The sequence below is a fragment of the Streptomyces sp. NPDC058964 genome (assembly GCF_042741275.1).
GTDB lineage: Bacteria > Actinomycetota > Actinomycetes > Streptomycetales > Streptomycetaceae > Streptomyces.
Map to the genome: position 1 here is coordinate 3,120 of NZ_JBHYKH010000102.1, position 18,752 is coordinate 21,871.

16 protein-coding genes are annotated in these 18,752 nt (G+C 70.5%); 6 read left to right on the top strand and 10 right to left on the bottom strand.

Going from position 1 to position 18,752, the window contains the following annotated elements:
* The first annotated feature begins 253 nt into the window (after positions 1-253).
* On the top strand, positions 254-889 hold the full coding sequence (locus ACFW2E_RS15480) for a TetR/AcrR family transcriptional regulator (RefSeq protein ID WP_384466566.1): 636 nt from the start codon (positions 254-256) through the stop codon (positions 887-889).
* A 33-nt stretch (positions 890-922) separates the two neighbouring features.
* Entirely contained in the window at positions 923-1,654 is a 732-nt protein-coding gene (locus ACFW2E_RS15485) for a Mut7-C RNAse domain-containing protein (RefSeq protein WP_384466568.1), read from the top strand.
* Here ACFW2E_RS15485 and ACFW2E_RS15490 read toward each other — a convergent pair.
* The 6 genes from ACFW2E_RS15490 to ACFW2E_RS15515 all read right to left on the bottom strand — a co-directional run bounded on the left by ACFW2E_RS15490 (position 1,651) and on the right by ACFW2E_RS15515 (position 10,934).
* On the bottom strand, positions 1,651-4,047 hold the full coding sequence (locus ACFW2E_RS15490) for a galactose oxidase-like domain-containing protein (protein ID WP_384466597.1): 2,397 nt from the start codon (positions 4,045-4,047) through the stop codon (positions 1,651-1,653). The genes ACFW2E_RS15485 and ACFW2E_RS15490 overlap by 4 nt on opposite strands.
* A 2-nt stretch (positions 4,048-4,049) precedes the next feature.
* Complete coding sequence (locus ACFW2E_RS15495) at positions 4,050-5,240, bottom strand: glycosyltransferase (RefSeq protein ID WP_384466570.1); 1,191 nt, start codon at positions 5,238-5,240, stop codon at positions 4,050-4,052.
* Complete coding sequence (locus ACFW2E_RS15500) at positions 5,237-6,889, bottom strand: ArnT family glycosyltransferase (protein ID WP_384466572.1); 1,653 nt, start codon at positions 6,887-6,889, stop codon at positions 5,237-5,239. Before ACFW2E_RS15500 ends, ACFW2E_RS15495 begins: the two co-directional genes overlap by 4 nt.
* Positions 6,886-8,154 carry a glycosyltransferase gene (locus ACFW2E_RS15505; RefSeq protein ID WP_384466575.1) on the bottom strand — a complete coding sequence of 423 codons (1,269 nt, stop codon included), beginning with the start codon at positions 8,152-8,154 and terminating at the stop codon, positions 6,886-6,888. Before ACFW2E_RS15505 ends, ACFW2E_RS15500 begins: the two co-directional genes overlap by 4 nt.
* Before the next feature lie 193 nt (positions 8,155-8,347).
* Entirely contained in the window at positions 8,348-10,375 is a 2,028-nt protein-coding gene (locus ACFW2E_RS15510) for a thioredoxin domain-containing protein (protein WP_384466577.1), read from the bottom strand.
* A complete protein-coding gene (locus tag ACFW2E_RS15515; protein ID WP_384466579.1) occupies positions 10,356-10,934 on the bottom strand; it encodes an ArsR/SmtB family transcription factor in 579 nt (192 codons plus the stop codon). The genes ACFW2E_RS15510 and ACFW2E_RS15515 overlap by 20 nt, the downstream gene beginning before the upstream one ends.
* A gap of 90 nt (positions 10,935-11,024) precedes the next feature.
* Between ACFW2E_RS15515 and ACFW2E_RS15520 the strand changes: the two genes are divergently transcribed.
* On the top strand, positions 11,025-11,423 hold the full coding sequence (locus ACFW2E_RS15520) for a hypothetical protein (RefSeq protein ID WP_384466581.1): 399 nt from the start codon (positions 11,025-11,027) through the stop codon (positions 11,421-11,423).
* 33 nt (positions 11,424-11,456) lie between these two features.
* Positions 11,457-14,657 (top strand): tetratricopeptide repeat protein, encoded by a 3,201-nt coding sequence (locus ACFW2E_RS15525; RefSeq protein ID WP_384466583.1) that lies wholly within the window; start codon positions 11,457-11,459, stop codon positions 14,655-14,657.
* Between the two features lie 6 nt (positions 14,658-14,663).
* Here the strand turns inward: ACFW2E_RS15525 and ACFW2E_RS15530 are convergent, their stop codons facing one another.
* Positions 14,664-14,897 carry a hypothetical protein gene (locus ACFW2E_RS15530; protein ID WP_384466585.1) on the bottom strand — a complete coding sequence of 78 codons (234 nt, stop codon included), beginning with the start codon at positions 14,895-14,897 and terminating at the stop codon, positions 14,664-14,666.
* Position 14,898: 1 nt separating this feature from the next.
* On the bottom strand, positions 14,899-15,780 hold the full coding sequence (gene mca / locus ACFW2E_RS15535; RefSeq protein WP_384466587.1) for a mycothiol conjugate amidase Mca: 882 nt from the start codon (positions 15,778-15,780) through the stop codon (positions 14,899-14,901).
* 201 nt (positions 15,781-15,981) lie between these two features.
* Between mca and ACFW2E_RS15540 the strand changes: the two genes are divergently transcribed.
* Together ACFW2E_RS15540 and greA are read left to right on the top strand one after the other, a co-directional pair.
* Positions 15,982-16,380 carry a DUF4307 domain-containing protein gene (locus tag ACFW2E_RS15540; RefSeq protein ID WP_384466589.1) on the top strand — a complete coding sequence of 133 codons (399 nt, stop codon included), beginning with the start codon at positions 15,982-15,984 and terminating at the stop codon, positions 16,378-16,380.
* Positions 16,381-16,548: 168 nt separating this feature from the next.
* A complete protein-coding gene (gene greA, locus ACFW2E_RS15545) occupies positions 16,549-17,049 on the top strand; it encodes a transcription elongation factor GreA (RefSeq protein ID WP_384466591.1) in 501 nt (166 codons plus the stop codon).
* A gap of 57 nt (positions 17,050-17,106) precedes the next feature.
* Here the strand turns inward: greA and ACFW2E_RS15550 are convergent, their stop codons facing one another.
* Together ACFW2E_RS15550 and ACFW2E_RS15555 are read right to left on the bottom strand one after the other, a co-directional pair.
* Positions 17,107-17,964: an ABC transporter permease gene (locus tag ACFW2E_RS15550; protein WP_384466593.1), complete on the bottom strand. Its 858-nt coding sequence runs from the start codon at positions 17,962-17,964 to the stop codon at positions 17,107-17,109.
* Positions 17,961-18,752 (bottom strand): ATP-binding cassette domain-containing protein (locus tag ACFW2E_RS15555; protein WP_384466595.1); only part of this gene is annotated, 792 nt, incomplete at its 5' end. The genes ACFW2E_RS15555 and ACFW2E_RS15550, both read right to left, overlap by 4 nt.

Here is an 18,752-nt window from a genome sequence, read left to right on the forward strand (position 1 = left end):
TACCCTGCCAAACCCCCTGGGGGGCAACCCTCGCGGGTCGCCCCCCCCCCCCCATTCCTTCGCGGGCCCCCGCGGCCGCCCGCCGCCCCCACTTTTCCATGCCTGACACCAGCCTCCCATTGACAGGATCTAGTTTTTGAAAGCTACTGTCATTTAATTCCGACCGCCGAGTGGACGGGCCCCGAGTCGCAGCCCGCCCCGCCGTGCGGAAGGAGGCCCCGGTCGTGGCCACCCCCGTCACGGATGCCGGAGAATGACCACCATGACGGCAGCACCCACCTCCCCCTCCGGCCGCCCCCGCCCGGGGCTCCGCGAGCGGAAGAAGATCAAGACCCGCGAGGCGATCCGCACCGCGACCTACGGGCTGATCGAGGAGCAGGGGTACGACGCCACGACGATCGACCAGATCGCCGAGCGGGCCGAGGTGTCGCCGTCGACCGTCTTCCGGTACTTCCCGACCAAGGAGGACATCGTCCTCACCGACGAGTACGACCCGATCCTGCTGGAGGAGCTGAGGGCGCGGCCCTCGTCGGAACCCTGGACGGAGTCCGTCCGCCACGTGATGCGGCAGGCCGTCCGGCTGGGCGTCGAGGAGGACGCCAGGGTGTCCCGGCTGCGGACCCGTCTGATGGTGGAGGTCCCCGCGGTGCGCTCGCGGATGATGGAGAGCATGTCGGTCACCGGCCGCATGCTCTGCCGGGCCATCGGCGAGCGCACCGGACGCGACCCGGAGAGCCTGGAGGTGCGGGTCTACGCCATGTCGCTGGTCGGCGGGCTGATGGAGACCTCCCTGTACTGGGCCGCCAACGGCCACCGGGACGACTTCGCGACCCTCGTCGACCGCACCCTGGACGTCCTGGAGCACGGCCTGCCCAGGGAAAACCCCTGAGCCCGCGCCGCTCGGCCGTGACATCCTGACGGAGTGAACGGACCCGAGATCCACGTCGAAGTCGCCCCCGAGCTCCGGCTGTTCGTGCCGCACGCGCGCCGTGGCGGCACCACTCCGCTCGCCACCGACGGCGTCTCGACGCTCGGCCATGTCATCGAGTCCCTCGGCGTCCCGCTGACGGAGGTCGGCGCCCTCGTCGTGGACGGCCGCGAGGTGCCCGTGTCGCACATCCCGTCGGCGGGCGAGTCCGTGAGCGTACGGGCGGTCGAGCGGCCCCAGCGGGTCCCCGGCGCTCCGCTGCGCTTCCTCCTCGACGTCCACCTCGGCACCCTCGCCCGCCGGCTGCGCCTGCTCGGCGTGGACACGGCGTACGAGTCGACGGACATCGGGGATCCGGCGCTGGCCACGCGCTCGGCGGCGGAGAAGCGGGTCATGCTCAGCCGCGACCGCGGCCTGCTGCGCCGCCGCGAGCTGTGGGCGGGCGCCTACGTCTACAGCACCCGCCCGGACGACCAGCTCCGCGACGTCCTCGACCGGTTCGCACCCGAGCTGCGCCCCTGGACGCGCTGCACGGCGTGCAACGGCCTGCTGGAGGAGGCCGCCAAGGACGAGGTGGCGCACCAGCTGAAGGACGGGACGCAGCGGTCGTACGACGTCTTCGCCCGGTGCACGGAGTGCGGGCGCGCCTACTGGAAGGGCGCGCACCACGACCAGCTGGAGGCCATCGTGGAGCGCGCCCTGGCGGAGTTCAGCGGGCGGAGCTAACGCTTTCGCACATCAGCCTTACCGCAGGCGATTCCGTCCTTGTCGCGGTCCAGGCCCAGCGGGTCGTCCTTGCCGTTGATCCTGAGCCGGCCGTAGTGGTTCTGCCTGAGCCAGGTGCAGCGGGCCGCGGTCGTCTTCTTCACCTGGGGCGGGAAGACCGTCGGCACACAGACGTTGACCGAGCCGTAGTGCCGGTCGCAGCCGGAGAGGGTGGTACTGACCTTCTGCGAGGCCCGCTTCGCGGCGGGTCCGGTGGTCCTGCCCTTCAGCGAGTCGGCGAAGGAGTGGACGTGCGCGGAGGCGTCGGTGACGCCGAGCGCGGCCGGACCCTGCAAATGCACCCACTTCGCCACCGACGGCACACCGTTGGCGTCCACCGCGAAGAGCATGTACCAGCCGGGCGGGGCCAGGTCGGGGTTGCTCGTCACGTTGAGGTCGACGTTGTTGCCGTCCACCGAGAGAGGGAGGTCGACGAACCGCTGGTTCGGGTCGGAGGAGTGGGTGACCGCGGCCGGGCGGATCAGCTCCGCCTTGGCGATGGGCCGGTCGACTGTGATCCGCTGGGTGTCGCCGTACTTCCACTCCTGGTTGATCAGCGAGGTGATCGTCGGGCGGGTGCCCTTGTACAGGTAGGGCGGGGTGTAGATCGACACGTTGTGGTTCCAGGTACCGTTGCCCGGGTTGTCACCGGTGGCCATCACCCGGCCGTCGGGCAGCAGGAACGCCGACGAGTGGTAGCCGCGGGCCTCGGGGTCGGCCGCCACCGGATCGAAGGTGCCCGCGTCCGGGTCGTAGAGCGAGGCCTCGTAGACCGGGTTGGCGCGGTTGTGCAGTCCGCCGCCCGTCTCCAGGACCTTGCCGTCGGGGAGCAGGACCACGGAGACGTACATCTTGCCCTGGTTGCCGGTCTCGGGGACCTTGCCGTTGCCGAGGTCGACCGTGCCCTGCGGGAGCGGCGGCCCGGCGACGTACGACGGGTTGGCCTGCTTGAGGTCGATGACGTCGGTCAGCCGGTTGGCGTCGGGGTTGGAGTCGATGTTGCCGCCGCCGATGGTCAGCACCCGCTGGTCCTGGGCCGGAGGCAGCAGCACGCTCGCCGACTGGTCGCGCTGGTCCTTGTTCTGCAGACCCGGGATCTGCGTGATCGTGTTGGCGTCGTAGTCGTAGACCGCCGATCCCGAGCCCGGGATGTTGTTGCCGAAGACATGGCTGCCCGTGTAGAAGAGGCGGCCGTCCTGCATCAGGATCATCGACGGGTACAGGCCCCAGAACGACCAGGTCTGGTTGACCTTCCACAGCGGCTGCCACGCCTGGTCCTTGTCCGACCAGTACTCGGTGGTCACCGAGCCGGACGAGTCCTCGCGCAGACCGCCGAAGGAGATGACGTCACCGTTGCCCAGCTCGGTCGCCGAGGGGTACCAGTGGCCGTCGTTCAGGTCGTTGGTCTTGCTGTAGGTCTCGGTCTTCGGGTCGAAGATGTACGAGTCCTTGAAGCCCTCGTAACCGTGCCCGCCCGGCACCGGATACGCCTTGTTGCCGCTCATGACGAGCACACGCCCGTCCTGGAGCTGGATGTGACCTGCGCAGAACATGTCCTTGGGGGTCGGGATGACCTTGTAGGTGCCGTTCGCCGGGTCGTACACCGCGCTGGTGAAGGTGCCCGCGTTGAACTGCTCCTCGCTGTTGCCGGAGCCGGCGATCAGCAGCACCTTGCCGTTGTTGAGGACGACGGAGTGCATGGAGCGGACCGGGTTCTGCGTGGGCAGCACCGACCAGCTGCCGTCGGCGCACTCGGCGTTCGTGCCGGTGCACTGGGCGGGCGGGAGCGTGTCGGGGACCTGCTCCATGCTGTAGTCGTCGGTGGTCACCGAGCCTGTGCCGTACACCGACACACCCCAGGTGATGCGGTCGGTGCCGGCCGGGACCTCGGGCGTGCGGACCGTCGCCTGGGTGTAGGCCGAGGCCATGTCCAGGGTCTTGAGATCGGTCCAGTACTGCCAGCCCGCCGCCGTGTCGTGCCGGAAGAGCGTCACGGAGGTGTCGGGTGTCGTCGACTTGTACCAGAGGGACAGGTCGTACTGCTTGCCCGCCGTCACCCCCGGCGCGCACTCCGCCGACTCGGTGATCAGCGCCTTGCGGTCGCCGTCCACGCGCCGGGTGAGGGTGACCTTCATGGCCTTGGCACCGGAGTGGGCGTCGGAGACGGTGGCGAAGCCGAAGTCGTTGTTCCCCCAGCCGGACTTCTCCCAGCAGTACGGCATGTCGTCCGTGCCGGCCGTCTCGAAGCCGGCGTTCTTGACGAGGTTGGCGGCCTGCGCGGACTGCGGTGAGGTGAGGAGGAGCCCGGCGGTCAGGGCCCCCACCCCGACCAGTGCCGTTCTCCTTCGGTGCATGTTCACACGGCTCTCCTTGCTGTGGCACGACTCCCGCCGCGGCGGCGCGGGAGGTAGACCAGCGCTTCGGTACCGACGAAGCGCAGGACGAAGGTCGTCACCAGCGCGAGCGCGGTGGCGGGCAGGGCCCCCATCCCGAACCGGTCGACGAGCAGCGCGATCAGCGGGATGCGCAGCACCAGGTCGGCGTTGGCGAGCAGCGCGAACCGGCCGACGCGGTCCCACCAGCGGCGGTGCGCACGCCGGTCACGGAAGAGCAGGTGCTCGATCAGCAGGAAGTTCCAGGCGACGCCGAGCTGGTTGGCCAGGATCTCGGCGGGGACGTAGTGCATGCCGAGGACGGTCAGCGCCCACAGGCCGACCAGGTTGGGCACGAAGCCGGTGGCGCCGATCAGACCGAAGCCGACCATGCGGGCGATCGGTGAGGCGGTGCGCAGACCGACCAGGTGGCGCAGGAAACGGAAGCCCTCCTGCGCGGTCGACTTGGACTCGCCCGCGAACCGGTCCTGGAAGACGAACGGCACCTCGGCGACCGCGCGCGGCCTGCTCCGTACGGCGAGTTCCAGCAGGATCTTGTAGCCGAGCGGCTTGAGCACGTCGGCCGTGACCGCGCTGCGCCGGATGGCGAAGAAGCCGCTCATCGGGTCGCTGATGCCGTGCAGTCTGCGCGGGAAGAGCGATTTGGTCAGCCAGGTCGCACCGCGCGAGACGGCGACCCGGTAACTGCCGGCGAGCCCGGCCCTGCTGCCGCCCTTGATGTACCGGGAGGCGACGACGAGTCCCGCGTTCGCGCGTTCGCCCGTGGCCACCAGCTCCGGTACCAGGGACGGCGGGTGCTGGCAGTCGCCGTCCATCACCACGATCCACTCCGAGGCGGCCGACCGCAGCCCCTCGACGACCGCCCCGCCGAGTCCGCCCACCGGCTCCTCGCGGTGCAGCACGGTCACCGGGAACGGGCAGTCCTGCGCGGCCTGCCGGATGACGTCGGGAGTGTCGTCGGTGGAGTCGTCCACGAAGACGACCTCGCAGGGCAGCCGGGCGGGCACCGACTCGGTGATCTGGTGCAGCAGCTGCCGGATGTTCGCGGACTCGTTGAAGGTCGGCACGACGATGGTGACGGCACCGGGCTCGGCCACCTCGGCGCCCTGGACGGCCGGATCGCCCAGCTCGCCCGGAACGGTGTACTCGCTCATCGCTCGCCTCCGGCGGCTTCCGCCCGGATCTGCCGGATCTCGATGCGGTCGGGTCCGGTGCCGAAGGTGGCGACCGGGGTGGAGTGCTGGATCGCGGCCCTGACGTTGGGCAGGTCGCGGGCGTCGCGCCGCACCGTCGGCGAGGCGACCACGTAGTCGATGTCCTTCCAGCCGTGCGGCATGGTCCTGGTCACGGCCGGGTCGAGGTCGGCCTTGTAGAACCAGATGGCGCCGAGCCCCGGCTGGTAGCCGTGGTGGACCAGGTCCAGCCACAACGCGTCGTCGACGAGGACCCGGGTGTGCTTCGGGTCGCGCACCTCGCTGCCGAGCCACCTCGAGGCCTGCCGGTAGGAGGCGTTGGCGTCGGCGGTGACGGCGGTGCGGTCGCCGTCGTACCAGTGCGGTACGACATAGGCGCCGGCGGCGAGGGCGAGGACGGCGGCGAGGGCGTACCGGCCGCCGGTGACATAGCGGTTCTCGCCCCGGGACCGCCATCTGCGCAGCACGGCGTGGGCGACGGAGGCGGCGCCCCCGGCGAGGACCAGCGCGAGGAAGGGCAGGGCGCCGATGATGTACATGGCGGGCAGGTAGCCATTGGGCCGCATGGCCACCAGGGCCAGGATCGCCACCGCCAGGGCCGGTCCGGCGAGGGCGCGGGCGGTGACCGACCAGCGCCAGGTGACGAGCAGCAGGAGCGCCCCGGCGAGGCCGCCGAGGGGCAGGACCCGGTCGTAGTACAGCCAGGAGTGGAGCACCCCGTACGAGCCGGACCCGGTGTCCAGGATGAAGCCCGAACCCGGCCTGGACATCTGGTACTTGATGCCGTCCCAGAGCGACACGTGGCCGCTGCCCGGCAGCAGCTCGCCCTTGAGGAGGGCGAAGAGCGGGTACGAGAAGCCGGCCAGGGCACAGGCCGTGACGGCCCCGGTGAGGGCGAACTTGCGGGTGTCGCGGTGACCGTGGCGCCACATGGTGACGAGCAGGGCGGGCAGGACGACGAGCATCGTCTCCTTGGTGAGCACGCCCGCGGCGGCCGCGAGGCCCGCGCCGAAGTGGTGCCAGAGGTGGCGGCTGGGCGAGGCGGCGAGGCAGAACGCCAGCAGCAGCCACATCACGGCGATGTTGTCGAGGAAGATCTCCCGCTGCAGGACGACCGCCAGCGGCGAGAGGCCGAAGAGCACCATGCCCAGTCCGGCCGCCCAGCGGGGCAGGGACAGCCGCCGTCCGAGGACGTACACGAGGACCGCGCTGACGGCGCTGACCGCCAGCATCGCGATGCGCATGCTGCCGACGTTCATCGAACCCGGGCTGACCGCGGACGGGATCCAGGTGAGCAGCGCGATCTGGATCCAGCCCAGCGGCGGGTGGTCGTACCAGTAGGTGTAGTGGGCCAGGCCCTTGCCCTGCTGCACGGCCCAGGCCTGGGCGAGATAGGTGCCCTCGTCGTCGCTGAGGGTCGGGTAGTCGGCGATGTTCCAGCCCTGGACGACGAGGATCGCCAGGAGGAGCGCTCCGCACAGGAGCAGGTCGGGACGGGAGGAACGGAGTCGCAGCGGCGGACTCGTTCGACCGGTCGAACGCTCTTGTGGCACAGGCCGGCGCTGCGCGGGGACCTTGGGAGTGGTCACCGCGGGAAGGGTGGAGGTCACGCAGGAACGTCCTCTCGGATCGTCTCGGCCGCGGTGAGGTGCGCGCCGACGTGGCTGGTCAACTCCCAGTCGTTGCGGCCGCGTTGTTCACGCCATACGGCGCGGATGGCGGCCCCTGCGAGGAGGACCTGGTAGAAGGGGCCGCCCACGATCAGCTTCACGTAGTGGACGAGGCGAACACGGAGTCCGTACTGCTTGCCGAAGTCGTGCAGCCCGACCACCTCGAAGACGAAGGTGACGGCGGCGGTGACCAGCGGCAGGAAGGTGAGGAAGGCGACCCCGACGGGGACGTCCAGGAAGAGCGCCACGGCGGCGTTGAGCGGGATGACGACTCCGGAGAAGGCCTGCAGGAACGGCGTCATCAGCGTGTAGCGGGCGAGCAGCCGCTGCCCGAAACCGGGGAGCTGCTTCCAGTCCTTCTTCCGGTAGACCTGCAGGAATCCCTGGTTCCAGCGGGTGCGCTGCTTCAGCAGCGACATCAGCGAGCCCGGGGTCTCCTCACGGGTGACCATGTCGGAGTCGTAGGCGACGACGACCTTCTTGCCGACGCTGGACAGCCGCACGCCCAGGTCGCAGTCCTCGGCGAGGCAGTTGGGGTCCCAGCCGTCGGCCTCCCTGAGCACGTCCGTGCGTACGAAGACGGTGTTGCCGCCGAGCGGGATGAAGCCCTTCTGCGCGTGCAGGTGAAGCCGGGAGCGGAACCAGAAGAAGTACTCCAGGCAGTTGCGCAGGCTGTACCAGCTGGAGTGGAAGTTGATGAGCTGGACACCGCCCTGGACGACGTCCGCCCCGGTGGTGCGGAAGGCGTGGTCGACGTGGGCGAGCAGCTCCGGGTGGACCTGGTCCTCCGCGTCGAAGACCCCGACGACGTCACCGCGGCAGTGCGGCAGCGCCGTGTTCATGGCCTTGGGCTTGTTCTTCTTCTCGTGGGTGTCGACGACCACACGGACGCGCGGGTCGCGCTCGGCGGCCCTCTCGGCCACCGCCGTGGTCTCGGGGTCGTCGTGCCCCACGATCACGATGATCTCGAAGTCGGTGTGCGTGGACTCCAGCAGCCGCTGGATGGTGTGGTCCAGCACGGCCTGTTCGTGCCGCGCCGGCAGCAGCAGCGAGAACGACAGATGCTCGTCCCCGTCCGGTCTGCTGAACCGGGTGGAGGCGAGCACCTCGGGCGTGCGCCACGCGTGCATCTGCCACCACAAGGTGAAGGCAGCCATCCAGAACAGGGCCAGCGAGACGGCAGCGATGAAGACAGACGTCAGCAAAAAAGATCCCCCCAGATCCCAAATCCCCCCGGCGCGACGTGGCACCCCACCCGTCGCGTCACGAAGGAGAGATTATGGGTGATCTGTGAAGCGCGCACACCTTTTCAGTGAAGAGCGTGTTTCACCACAATGCATGTCCTCGGTGAGTAATTCGAACGCTAGTAACGTTTAGGGCAGTTGGTTCGATGCCCTTTCAGCTGTTCAACGCGGCGCGCAGCCGCTCGGGGTCGGTCGTCGGGGCATCGCACGTGAAGTTACGGCAGACGTACGCGGCCGGCGCGCCGTCGATCAGCGGCCGGTCGGCGAGGAGCGGGAACTCGTCGCTTCCCGCGGCCCCGAACGCCACCACCGCGCCGGGAGCCGCGCCCAGAAGCGCCGTACGGTGCAGGCTCCTCGCCGCCTCGTCGTCGAGCGCCGGACCCACGACCGCCACCTCGCGCGGGCCGTCGAGCAGCGCCTCGGCGACGGCGAGCCCCCAGCCGATGAACCGCGGCACGCGCGGCCCTAGCGCCTTCACCACGCCCAACGCCCTTTCGGCTGCGGCGCGATGGGGCTCGGCCCCGGTCTGGGCGGCATAGCTCAGCAGGGCCCCCGCGGCGGCCGTCCAGCCGGACGGGGTGGCGTTGTCGGTCGGGTCCTGCGGCCGCCGGATGAGCCGCTCCGCGTCGGCGGCGGTGTCGTACAGCGCGCCGCTGTCCGGGTCGGTGAAACGGGTCAGCACATGGTCGAGCAGCAGTCCCGCGAACTCGAGCCACACTCCTTCCCCGGTCACCGACGCCAGCACCAGGAAGCCCTCGGCGACGTCGGCGTAGTCCTCCAGCACGCCCGCGTTGGCGCCCGCCCTGCCGTCCCGGCTGGTGCGGGCCAGCTGGGCACGGTCGTCCAGGTGCAGCCGTACGAGGAGATCGGCGGCGCCGACCGCGGCCTCGACCAGGTCAGGGCGGTCGAAGTAGGCGCCGGTCTCGGCGAGCGCGGCGACGGCGAGCCCGTTCCAGGCGGCGACGACCTTGTCGTCACGGCCCGGGGCGGGGCGCTCACCCCGGGCGCGCAGCAGCCGCTCCCGGATGGAGGCGATCTTCTCCGCGTCGAACACACCGTCGTGCTGGGGGAGTTGGAGGACGGACTGCCCATGCTCGAAGGTGCCCTCCTCCGTCACCCCGAAGTAGTGAGCGGCGAGTTCGGCGTCGTCCCCGAGGACCTCGCGGAGCTGGCCGGGTGTCCAGACGTAGTGGGCGCCCTCGACGTGCCTGCCCGTGCCGTCGTCGCTGTCGGCGTCCAGGGCCGAGGCGAAACCGCCCTGTTCTGTGCGCAGTTCGCGGACCATGAAGTCCGCGGTCTCCAGGGCGACACGGCGGGCGAGCCCGGAACCGGTGGACCGCCAGAGGTGGGCGTAGACCCTGCAGAGCAGGGCGTTGTCGTAGAGCATCTTCTCGAAGTGCGGAGTGACCCAGTCGCGGTCGACGGAGTACCGGGCGAAGCCGCCGCCGAGCTGGTCGTAGATACCGCCGCGGGCCATGCGCTCGCAGGTGTCCTGCGCCATCTGCAGGGCCCCCTCGGCACCGGTCCGCGCGTGGTGCCTGAGGAGGAACTCGATCACCATCGACGGCGGGAACTTCGGCGCGCCGCCGAATCCGCCGCGCTGCGGGTCGTACTCACGGGTGAGCCCGAGCAGCGCGCGGGCGAGGTCCTCCTCGCCGGGGAGGTGCGCGGTCTGGTAGTCGATCTCCCGCCCGGCCAGGTCCCGCACGATCTTCCCGGCGACCTCCGTGACTTCGTCGCGCCTGTCGCTCCACGCCTGCCGGACCCCCTCCAGCACCTGCCGGAAGGACGGCATGCCGTGCCGGGGGGCGGGCGGGAAGTAGGTGCCGAAGTAGAAGGGCTCGGCGTCCGGGGTGAGGAACACGGTCATGGGCCAGCCGCCCTGGCCGGTGGCCGCCTGGACTGCCTCCATGTAGACGGCGTCGACGTCGGGGCGTTCCTCGCGGTCGACCTTGATGCTGACGAAGTGTTCGTTCAGGTAGTCGGCGGTGGCCGTGTCCTCGAAGGACTCGTGCGCCATGACGTGGCACCAGTGGCAGCTCGAATAGCCGACGCTCAGCAGGACGGGTCTGTCCGCCTTCCGGGCCGCGTCGAAGGCCTCGGCCGACCAGGGCCACCAGTCGACGGGGTTGTCGGCGTGCTGGAGCAGATACGGGGACGTCTCATGGGCCAGTCGGTTCACCGTTCCACTCTCCCACGGCCTCGGGGGCGGCGTAGAAGCGCAGATCCACCCGGCGCGCCCCCTCGGGGGCGTCCTCCGGGGAGTGGCCGTAACGGTCGAGAAGGTCCCGGTAGGCGCGCACGAACTCGTGCAGGTCCTGCTTGGTCATCCAGGTGCCCGTGCGCTGCACCTGGGCCCAGCCCCGCGGGCCCCGGTACTCCTCGTGAGCGCGGCGGAACAGCCTGGTGTCGACCTCGATCTTCAGCAGGGCGAGCTGTTCCGCGGCCGCGTACTCGTCCCGGGACATCGTGGCCGGGTCGGGTGCCGTGTGCTCGAAGGGCAGCGTCCGCCACCAGCGCTCGCGGCCGCCGGACTTCTCCGGGATCTCCTCGATCAGGCGCTGCTCGGCGAGTTTGCGCAGGTGGTAGCTGGTCGTGCCGGAACTCTCCCCCAACTCGCGGGCGAGCACGGTGGAGTTCGCCTCGCCGTGCCGGCCCAGGTAGTCGAGGATCCGGCGGCGCAGGGGGTTGCCGAGGGACTTGTACAGAGCGGTGCGCTCGGCGCTGGTCATCTCGGTCATGCCGCAACGGTATCGCTTCGGTCTCCTACCACAGAAGGATTTCTGCAGAATTTTCTTTGCAGAACTTTCTCTGCGGTCTACGGTCGAGGCATGCGAACGAAATGGACCCTGATCCTGCTCGGCGCCGCCGCCGTACTGCTCGTGCCCTGGATGGTGGTGCTCGGTCTGACCCTCCCGGCGAACACCGAGGTCCGGCACTGGTCGCTCGCCTGGATCGGCCTGGACGTCCTCATGGCCGCCGGCTGCGCCACCACTGCCCTGCTCGGCCTGCGCGGCGACTCCCGGGCACGTCTGACCTCCTCCGCGACCGCCTCCGTGGCGGTGCTCGACGCCTGGTTCGACATAACCACCGCCCAGTCGGGCCCTGCGCTGGCGCTGGCCGCGGCCTGCGCGGTGGCGGAGACCGCGCTCGCCGGCGTCTGTGCCTTCCTGGCCCTGTGTGATCGTCGGCCCTCTCGCGCTCCCGCCTCCCCCGAAGGACACTCGTAGGTACAGGAGTTGGCCGCCGGAGGGGGACGGGACATGCGGGACAGCCATCGGGCGGAGGCCGAGCGGCTGGTGGTCCGGGCCGTGGAGGAGGAGGTGCGGCGCTCGGGCGGGCGCGTCGACGCTCAGGTACTGCTGTCGCGGACGCGCGGCGCGCTGGACGCCATGGCTCAGTCGGCCGCGGAGGAGTACGAGGCCTACGCGCGCGCCCTGGACCGGACGGAGGCCGGCCGGCTCACCTTCGGACAGCGCTACGCGCGCGAGGGCGCCGGAACTCCCCTGCTGGTGGCCGGTGTCGCCGCGGTCGCCGCAGCCGTCGCCGACCTCATTCTCGGCACCGGCACGGGCACCGCGCTCGGCGCGGGCGCGGTCGTGGGCGTCGTGGGAGCCGCCGCCACCGTCGTGAAGGTCGCCGGCTCCCATCTGCCGGCCGCCCACCATCGCGCGGGAGCGGCCGGCCAGCCGGGCGGCCCCGAGCAGCTGCGCCTGCAGTGGCTCACGGCCCTGGAGGTGCGCGGCATCCGCCCGTTCCTCGACCAGCAGCGGGTCCTCAGCGCTGCCACCGGCCCCAAGAAGTCGGGCCCTCAGCTGCGCGGCTCGGACAAGAGCGCGGCGGCCCGCAGGCGCACGGCACTGGAACAGTCGTTCGACCAACTCCCCCAACCTGAGGGCCCGTTCGCGGGCCGCAGACAGGAGCTGGCGCGGATCCGGCAGTGGGCCCAGGCGGCCAGGGCGACCACCGAGACCCGGCCGACGGTGGTCGTGCTGCACGGTCCGCCGGGCTCCGGCCGCACCGCGCTCGCCGTCCACGCCACGCACGACCTCAGGGACCACTTCCGCGGCGCCGTCGTCGTCAGCCTCCGCAGCGACAGCCGCGAGGAGCCTCCGCTGTCCACCCGCGACGCCCTGCTGCATCTGCTCAACCGCTTCGGCGCGCCCCGCGAACAGCTCCTGTTCCGCGAGCGCTCCTCCCCCGACCAGCAGGTCAAGCGGCTGGGCGAGCTGTACCACCAGCATCTGACCGGCCTCGCGGTGACGATCGTGCTGGACGACGCCTCGGACCCCGCGCAGGTACGCGCCCTGGTCCCCGAGCGGTCCGACAGCCTGGTCCTGGTCACCGCCCGGAAACCCCTCGACCTGCCCGCGGACCTCCCGGCCTGGGTGCACCAACTGTCCGTCGAGGCGCTCGACGCGGCGGGCGCGGAGGAACTGCTGGGCGCGGCCGCGCAGGACGCGTCGGGGCCCTACGACGCCGAATCGGCCGAGCGGATCAGGGAGCTGTGCGGCGGGCTGCCGCTGGCGCTGCGCGTCGCCGGCTCGTCCCTCGGGCCGCGGTCACCGCGCGGACTGGCCACCGACCTGGCCGCGTACGGCCCGGTGGAGCCCGTCGAGCGGGTGCTGTGGCTGCGCTACACCGACCAGTCCGAGACCGCACGCCGGCTGCTGAGAAGACTCGCCATCGTCGGCCGGGCCTCCCTCGGTACGGCGGCCGCCGCCGCCCTGCTCGCCACCGAGGAACCGGAGGCGACCCGCCATCTGGTGACCCTCGCGCAGGCGGGCCTGGTCGACCGGGTCCGCGGCAGCCGCTACCGGCTGCACGATCTGGTCCGCGCCTTCGCCCAGGCCCGCCTCCTGGACGAGGAGGACCCCGCCGAACGCACGGCGGCACAGGAGCGCCTGATCGTGAGCTACGCGGAACTCGCCGACTCGGTGCTCCGCCTGGTCGACGGCAACATGTCGACCCGCTCCGACCGCTTCAGCCCGCACGGCTTCACCTCCCTCGACGAGGCGCTGCGCTGGCTGGACGACGAGTCGAGCTTCATCACCGCGGCCCTGCGCCAGGCGGAGGGCGTGAACCAGTCGGCCGTGCTGAACCTGCTGGGCGCGCTGTGCGACTACTGCCTGCTGCGTGGCGACCTCTACCGCCTCGGTGAGATCAGCGAGCTGGCGCAGGCCGTCGACCAGGGCCTGCTGGTCCGCTCGGTGCAGTGGCGCACCGGTATTGCGGCCCGTCAGCTGGGCGAACTGGACACGGCCCGGACGACCCTGGCCTCGGTCGTCGATCTCTACATGGAGGCGCACCACGACGCGGGCGCCGCCCGTGCCCTGTGCTCGCTGGGCATCACGCTGCACCACCAGGGCAACCTCACCGAGGCGGCGGCGAAGCTGCAGGAGGCCCTGGACCTGCAGGCGGCACCCGAGCTGGCGACGGACCGGGCCTGGACGATGCACGCGCTGGCCGCGGTCCAGCGCGACCGCGCCCGGCTGCCGGAGGCCCTGGACCTGCTCACCCGGTCCCTGGTCCTGCACCGCGAGGGCGGATCCGTGCACGGCGAGGCCTGGGCCCACTTCCAGCTGGGTCAGCTGGGGCTGCGCATGGGGGACGTGCCGCGCGCCGAGAGAGAACTGCAGGCCGCCCTGGACCGCTACGGCCGTACCCGTGACGCCCGCGGCGAGGCCTGGGCCCTGACCCAGCTGGCCCGCGCCCGGCTCGTCGACGGGGACGCCTCGCCGGCCGTGGACGGCCTGCGCCGGGCGGCCGCCCGGCACCGCGACAACGAGGACGCGCGCGGCGAGGCCTGGAGCGTCTACTACCTCGGCCAGGCGCTGGAGGAGACGGGCGACCTGGACTCGTCGGTCCGCGAGCTGGAGCGTTCCCGCACGATGTTCTCGCGCATGCGCGACGTCTACGGACTGGCCTGTGCCCGCCACCACTCGGCCCGGGTGACCAGGGACCAGCGTGCGGCCCGGACCGGCTCGCTGCGGAACTCGGGGTTCGCCCGGCAGCTCCTCGTCGACGCCCGCGCCGACTTCCAGCGCATCGGTGTCGCCCACGGCGAGGCGTGGACGTGCCTGGAGCTGGCGGTCGTGGACGCGGGCAACGCCCGCACCCAGCAGGCCCTCGCCCTGTGCGACGAGGCGATCGGCCTGTTCACCTCTTACGGCGACCGGCGCGGCGAGGACTGGGCGCGCTTTCTGCGCTGCACCCTGCTGGCCTACGCCGCGCCCGGTGGCGTGGAGGTCGGCACGGCGGTCGCCCTGGAGGAGCTGGACCGGCTCGCCCGTAGCGGCCATCCCGCCCGCGACGAGAAGCTGGACGACTACGCCGCGGCCTACCGGCTGCTGCTGGAGCGCGGCGTGAGCCTCGAGGCGGGCTGGCAGGCGTGGCGCCTGGGGATGGTGCCGGACCGGCACGCCCGGGAGGTCATGGGAGTCCCGGTGCCGGCCAGGCAGTGATCCCGGTCAGCCCCGCTGCGCCTCGGGCTCGGCCGTGGTGGTCCCGGACTCCGCCTTGGGGTCCGGGGCCTCCTCGAAGTCGACCTTCCGCATGTGCTTACTCATGGACTTCATCAGGCCCCATACGGCCAGGGCCATCACCGCGAAGACGATGAAGCCGAGGACGCCGGGGGTGACCTTGTTCTCGTCGACCTCCTTGGCGAGGGGGACGAGGTGCGTCAGTGCAAGGCTCGCGCTCATGTCAGGCATTGTCGCGGATGCCCGCAAAGAGGTCGTCCTCGGGGAGGGAGGTATCGACGAGGGACTTCGCGAGCTCGTACTCCTCGGTCGGCCAGACCTCCTTCTGGAGCTCCATGGGCACCTTGAACCAGCCGCCGTCGGGGTCGATCTGCGTGGCGTGGGCGATCAGCGCCTTGTCACGGATCTCGTAGAAGTCGGCGCACGGGACGTGCGTGGTGAGCGTGCGCTCGGTGCGCTCGAACTCCTTCCAGCGCTTGAGCCACTCCCCGTACGGCGACTCCAGGCCGCGATCGAGCATCGCGTTGTGCAGCGCCTCGGTGCGGGGGCGGTTGAAGCCCTGGTTGTAGTAGAGCTTGAGCGGCTGGTAGGCGGCGCCGAACTCGGACTCCGGGTACTTCTCGGTGTCCGCCGCACCCTCGAACGCCACCATGGAGATCTTGTGGGTCATGATGTGGTCGGGGTGCGGGTAGCCGCCGTTCTCGTCGTAGGTGGTGATCACCTGGGGACGGAAGGAGCGGATCTGCTTCACCAGCTCGCCGGCCGCCTTGTCGACGTCCTCCAGGGCGAAGCAGCCCTCCGGCAGCGGGGGCAGCGGGTCGCCCTCGGGCAGGCCGGAGTCGACGAAGCCGAGCCACTCCTGCCTGACGCCGAGGATCTCGCGGGCCTCGTCCATCTCCCTCTTGCGTACCTCGTGGATGTGCTCCTCGATGTACTTGTCGCCCTGGAGCTTCGGGTTGAGGATGGAGCCGCGCTCGCCGCCCGTGCAGGTCACCACCAGCACGTCCACCCCCTCGGACACGTACTTCGCCATGGTGGCCGCGCCCTTGCTCGACTCGTCGTCGGGGTGCGCGTGAACGGCCATCAGTCGCAGCTGGTCAGTCAAGACTCAATCCTCGGTAAGTCGGCGCCCGGTGTCTTCGGGTGCATTTCGATGGGGGCCGTCCCGCAGGGACGGCGTTGAGGGGTGGCGGTCGGGCAGCGGGCGGGGGCTTCTATAGTGACCGAATCGGGGGGCGAATAATTCCGGGGTCCGGCCCGGAGCCCCTTTCGGGACGTACGTCCCGTCGCTGCCGAGAGGACGATCATGAGTACGGCGAGTACGCGGCCGCTCGAGGGGCGATACGGGCGTTCCTCGGACGAGCGCGCGGACCGCAGGCTCAGGGTCGCCGGGGCCGCCCTCGGCGCGGCCCTGCTGGCGCTGGTCGGCTACTTCGCCTACCACTACGTCGGGCAGAACGAGATCAGTGCGCAGGTGATCGCCTTCAAGGCCTCGGACGACGCGGTCGAGGTGCATCTGGAGGTCCACAAGGACGCCGGCGCCGACGGCTACTGCACCCTGCGCTCCCAGGGCGGGGACGGCTCCGAGGTGGGCCGGGCGGACTTCCGGTTCGCCGGGTCGGCCACGAGCATCGACAAGGTCGTCACTCTGCGTACGACGGCCAGAGGCACGACGGCCGAGCTGCTCGGGTGCCACGCCGGCTGACGTCACTCTTGTCACGTAGCGCCTGACCTGCGTTGACGTAATTCTGATGGCTTATGTCCTCCCCCTTTGGCCATTGAATTGTTAGGCTCGTGGTTTCGCCCATCCGTGAAGGAACATTCTTCTGGGTAGGGCGATGCTTTGTATTCCCAGTACCGACGAGGAGCACCTGTGACCCAGACCAGCGAGAACGTCACCTGGCTGACCCAGGAGGCGTACAACCAGCTCAAGGCCGAGCTGGAGTACCTGTCTGGTCCTGCGCGCACGGAGATCGCCGCCAAGATCGCGGCCGCGCGCGAGGAGGGCGACCTGCGCGAGAACGGCGGGTACCACGCGGCCAAGGAGGAGCAGGGCAAGCAGGAGCTCCGTGTGCGCCAGCTGACCCAGCTTCTCGAGAACGCCAAGGTCGGTGAGGCCCCGGCCTCCGCGGACGGTGCCGTGGCGCCCGGCATGGTCGTGACGATCGCCTTCGACGGTGACGAGGACGACACCATGACGTTCCTGCTCGCCTCCCGCGAGTACGCGAGCGCCGACATCGAGACGTACTCCCCGCAGTCCCCGCTGGGCTCCGGCGTGATCGGCCACAAGGTCGGCGAGGACGCGGAGTACGAGCTGCCCAACGGCAAGAAGGCCTCGGTGAGGATCCTGAAGGCCGAGCCGTACTCGGGCTGATCCCGCCCCACGGTGTCCCGGCGAGCCCCCGGCGTCCTGGTGACGCCGGGGGCTCCGTCATGCCGTGGCCGAGCGGTACTTCCGCACCGCCAGGGTGCGGAATACGACGACGATCAGGACCGAGTAGATCAGCGAGGCCCAGACCGGGTGCTGCATGGGCCAGGCGTCCGAATGGGACTGGCCGGGGTTGGCGAACAGTACACGGCACGCCTGGACCGTGGCGCTGAACGGGTTCCACTCCGCGACATGGCGCAGCCACGGGGTCATGTGGCTGGTGTCCACGAACGCGTTGGAGATGAAGGTCACCGGGAAGAGCCAGATCAGCCCTCCGGAGGTGGCCGCCTCCGGGGTGCGGACCGTCAGCCCGATCAGTGCGCCGATCCAGGTGAACGCGTATCCGAGCAGGAGCAGCAGGCCGAAGGCGCCGAGGACCCGGGCGGCGTTGGTGTCCCCGAAGGTCCCCACGCGCCAGCCGACCAGCACGGCGACGACCGCGAGGACGAGCAGGGTCAGCGCCGTCTGTACCAGGTCGGCGAGGGTGCGCCCGGTGAGCACCGCCCCGCGGGCCATGGGCAGTGAGCGGAAGCGGTCGATGAGGCCCTTGTGCATGTCGTCGGCGATGCCGGCGCCGGAGCTGGCGGTGGCGAATGTGACGGTCTGCGCGAAGATGCCTGCCATCAGGAAGTTCTTGTAGTCGACCGCGCTGGTGCTGGTGCCGATCTTCATGGATCCGCCGAACACGTAGGTGAACAGCACCACGAACATGATCGGCTGGATGAGGCCGAAAATGACCATCTCCGGAATCCGTGACATGCGGATCAGGTTGCGCTGGGCGACGATCAGCGAGTCACGGACGGACTGGGTGACGGGGTTGGACGGTGCCGCGGCCGGCACGGTGTCGGTGGCGGCACTCACTTCGCGCTCTCCTTGCTCTTCTTGCGGTCGCCGGTCTTCTTCGCACTGCCGTTCTCCTCGGCCTTCTCCTCGGCCACGTGTCCCGTCAGGGACAGGAAGACGTCGTCGAGGGTGGGGCGGCGCAGTCCGATGTCGTCGATCTCGATGCCGCGCGTGTCCAGTTCCCGGATGACCTCGGCCAGCAGCTTGGCGCCGCCGGCGACGGGGACGGTCAGCTTGCGCGTGTGCTCCTCGACCGTGGTGTCGCCCTTGCCGAAGCCGCGCAGCACCTCCGTGGCGGTCGCGATGTCCTCGCGGTCGTGCACGACGACCTCGACGCGTTCGCCGCCGGTGCGGGCCTTGAGCTGGTCGGAGGTGCCCTTGGCGATGACCCGGCCGTGGTCGACGACGGCTATCTCGTGCGCCAGGTGGTCGGCCTCTTCGAGGTACTGGGTGGTGAGCAGCAGCGTCGTACCGCCGGAGACCAGCTGTTTGATGACCTCCCACAGCTGCTGGCGGTTGCGCGGGTCGAGTCCGGTCGTCGGCTCGTCCATGAACATCACGGGCGGCGACACCACGAGTGCGGCCGCGAGGTCGAGCCGGCGGCGCATGCCTCCGGAATAGGTCTTGGCGGGGCGGTCGGCGGCGTCCGTGAGGTTGAACTGCTCCAGCAGCTCCACCGCGCGGGCCTTCGCCGCCTTCCCGCCCATCTGGTAGAGCCGGCCCACCATCTGCAGGTTCTCGCGGCCGGTGAGGTACTCGTCGACGGCCGCGAACTTGCCGGACAGACCGATTGTGGGGCGCCCCGG

What these genes read in the sequence shown, in the direction of transcription:
- ACFW2E_RS15480 (WP_384466566.1), top strand. Translation starts at nt 254, where the DNA reads ATGACCACCATGACGGCAGCACCCACCTCCCCCTCCGGCCGCCCCCGC.
- ACFW2E_RS15490 (WP_384466597.1), bottom strand. Translation starts at nt 4,047, where the DNA reads ATGCACCGAAGGAGAACGGCACTGGTCGGGGTGGGGGCCCTGACCGCC.
- ACFW2E_RS15495 (WP_384466570.1), bottom strand. Translation starts at nt 5,240, where the DNA reads ATGAGCGAGTACACCGTTCCGGGCGAGCTGGGCGATCCGGCCGTCCAG.
- ACFW2E_RS15515 (WP_384466579.1), bottom strand. Translation starts at nt 10,934, where the DNA reads ATGACCGAGATGACCAGCGCCGAGCGCACCGCTCTGTACAAGTCCCTC.
- ACFW2E_RS15520 (WP_384466581.1), top strand. Translation starts at nt 11,025, where the DNA reads ATGCGAACGAAATGGACCCTGATCCTGCTCGGCGCCGCCGCCGTACTG.
- ACFW2E_RS15525 (WP_384466583.1), top strand. Translation starts at nt 11,457, where the DNA reads ATGCGGGACAGCCATCGGGCGGAGGCCGAGCGGCTGGTGGTCCGGGCC.
- ACFW2E_RS15530 (WP_384466585.1), bottom strand. Translation starts at nt 14,897, where the DNA reads ATGAGCGCGAGCCTTGCACTGACGCACCTCGTCCCCCTCGCCAAGGAG.
- ACFW2E_RS15540 (WP_384466589.1), top strand. Translation starts at nt 15,982, where the DNA reads ATGAGTACGGCGAGTACGCGGCCGCTCGAGGGGCGATACGGGCGTTCC.